The 2,963-nt window shown below is 41.5% G+C and carries 2 protein-coding genes; both read left to right on the plus strand.

All coding sequences use genetic code 11. The annotated features are described in order from the left end of the window. The first annotated feature begins 227 nt into the window (after nucleotides 1-227). Nucleotides 228-920: a response regulator transcription factor gene (locus PHP90_RS13880; protein ID WP_299931077.1), complete on the plus strand. Its 693-nt coding sequence runs from the start codon at nucleotides 228-230 to the stop codon at nucleotides 918-920. Then, nucleotides 896-2,764 carry a sensor histidine kinase gene (locus PHP90_RS13885; RefSeq protein ID WP_299931079.1) on the plus strand — a complete coding sequence of 623 codons (1,869 nt, stop codon included), beginning with the start codon at nucleotides 896-898 and terminating at the stop codon, nucleotides 2,762-2,764. The genes PHP90_RS13880 and PHP90_RS13885 overlap by 25 nt, the downstream gene beginning before the upstream one ends. Nucleotides 2,765-2,963: the final 199 nt, after the last annotated feature.

Here is a 2,963-nt window from a genome sequence, read left to right on the forward strand (position 1 = left end):
AACTCATTGTACTTCCGGCGATCAGTGCCGAAATAACAAGGGAGATTTTCCCCCCTTTGAGGATACGAAAGCGGGAACTGAAATCGGGTGTGTATTTCATCGTATGTTCCTTATTAATACATAGTGTATTATCCGAAAGATTACCGCACAGGAAGATCCGTATCGGTCATCTCAAGTGCAACCATCTGTGACCGATTCGGAACTTTGGATTGGGTATAATTAAATTTATGAAAGAAAATGCGAAAGTATTTAAAAAGCTCACCGTCCTCGTAGTGGAAGACGAGGCAGATGTTTTAAACGATATGATTCAAATGCTTTTGATTTTTTTCAAAGAGGTCTTGCAAGCGTCCAATGGAGAAGAGGCGCTCAGAGTCTATGAAACAAAAAAACCGGATATCATTTTGAGCGATATACAGATGCCAAGATCGGACGGTTTTTGGTTAGCCGATAAAATCAGAGCTATCGATAAAAACGCCCCTATACTCCTTATCAGTTCGTATTCTGAAAAACCGTTACTGATAGTAGCAATCAACATGAGTGTAGATGGTTATATTTTAAAGCCTTTTGACCTCGAAGAGGTGCTGCAGGCAATCACAAAAAGCCTCAGACGTTCAGGAGTGCTTGAGAAAAATATCATCTGTTTCAAAAACGGAATTTCTTATAACGATGCGACCAAAGAGCTGAGCGACAATGGTTTAATTATCGATCTTGGTCCAAAAGAGTATGCATTACTTTCCCTTTTCCTACGCAACCAGAATAGAACGTTGACACAACAAGAAATTTTCATTGAACTTTGGCCTTTTGATGAAGTTTCCGATAGTGCATTGAAAGGTATTTTACACCGTTTACGTAAGAAAATCGGAGATGAAAGCATCGAAAATGTTAAAACCTCCGGATGGAGATTACTATTAGACGCATAGCGCTTGTACTTCTTTTAGTGTTACAGACCCTTTATGGATACGATACGATCGAAGTGCTCAACAAAAATATTACCCTCTCCCATTCCGGGTACGCTATTACAAAGAACAATCTCTCCGCAGCCCAAGCGTATACCCTCTACAATGCAAACGGTTTTAAAGAACTGCCAAAAAGTGCCAAAAGTTTTGGATTTGATACTAAAAGCTACTGGTACGCTTTTAGTATCTCAATGGATGAAAAACCGACGGAACGATACTATCTGGACGTTAGAACCCCGACACTCAATCAGTACGAATTATATGCATTTGCTAACAACCCCCTGATTACACACGGAGCGGTCAATTCCTTTATTCCGGATTTAAAACAGCTTCTTGAAGGCTCTTCTGGACGGTTCGGTCTTCTTGATACCAACGGTACCGTCACCTATCTCCTCAAAATCGATACAAAAGCTCCGCGACTTTCCGCGTTTGCATTCGGTACGTATAGCGAAATAGAGGAGATATGGCACACCCAATCGTTTATTTTTGCGTTTGCTACGGGGATAACCCTCTTCGTCGCTTTTTTCACCCTTATTTTCTACCTGAATACAAAAGATAAAATTTACCTCTTTTATCTGCTGTATATTGCAGGGCTTTACGGCGCCGTACTCATCACCTCCGGTCACGCCAAACCGCTTATACGCCTATTTCCTGCCGTAGGACCGTTTTTGGTCGGGATTTTTTTACAAATCCAGCTTATTGGGTTAACCTATTTTAGCGAACGATTGCTCGATACACACACCAAACTGACGAAGATGGGACGATTCATACAGATTTTACTCTATCTCAACATTACCTTGTTCTTCGCCTTTCCAATCGGCCCCTTATTTAAAACAGCGAGTTTTCTTATGAGCGTATCGCTCTTCACCGCCCTCATATATGCCGCCTACAAAATGCTCACCCGTGAATCTAAAATACCCCTCTATTATCTGATCGCCACCGGGTCGGCATTGCTCTTAATGGTTTCATATACCCTGATGCATCAGGGGATACTCCCCTACGGGGTCGTGAGCTCTAACTTTTTAACCCTCGCATTGATTTGGGATATGACATTTTTATCTTTGGCTTTAGGGGATAGAATCGCATTGATGCAGCGGGAGAATATCGAAAAAGAACGCATCTTGACGCTCAAATCCAGACAGGAGACACTGGGGGAACTGACGGGAAACGTCGCCCATCAATGGCGAAGCCCCTTATCTAAAATTGGCGTCATCGTCTCCGCTATACAGGCAAAACTCATCTACTCTGAAATATCGAAAAAGGAAATTTTAGATTATCTCTCCCGAGTTTCCGCCATCTTGAAACATCTTTCATCTACAGTAGAGACGTTTCAATCATTCTTGGTTTCGAACGATAAGCAGGAATATTTTGATTTGTCACAATCGCTTGAAGAGATGTTCCGCTGGATCGAACCAACGTTTCATACAGAGAATATCAAACTGCTTTATACGTTTGAACCGGAGTGCCGGATACGAGGAGAAAAAAACGAAATTTTACAAGCTATTCTGGCCATCATTCAAAATAGCAAAGAGGCTCTTACTCAGTCGTATTTACGTAACGGGCACATTTCGCTAACACTAAGCAAAAGTTCCGATTCCGTGATTCTCACGATACAAGACAACGGCGGCGGCATCAAACTCATCCCGATTTCGAAAGTGTTTGACCCCTACGTAAGCACCAAACAAAACGGTACCGGCATAGGTCTGGCTTTGGCAAGAACCATTATAGAGAAGCGGCACAACGGAAAATTATCGGTCAGAAATGAGGATCAAGGAGCTGTTTTTGCGATTGAATTGCAACAAGTATAGTCACTGAATGGATAGATTTTTTTATCGTATAACGACCGATCTATGAGCACTTTTTATATGCAAAAATGGACCTTACATGTTTTTCGTAGTTTTGCTTGTCCATAAGATATGATTTTTTATTTGCCTTTGCATAACTGTAAAACTCTTCCCAAAGAGCCTCAAATTTTAGTTTTGAAGTTCTCCCCGCTTTAATCGTTGG

The organism is Sulfuricurvum sp. (genome assembly GCF_028712165.1).
GTDB lineage: Bacteria > Campylobacterota > Campylobacteria > Campylobacterales > Sulfurimonadaceae > Sulfuricurvum.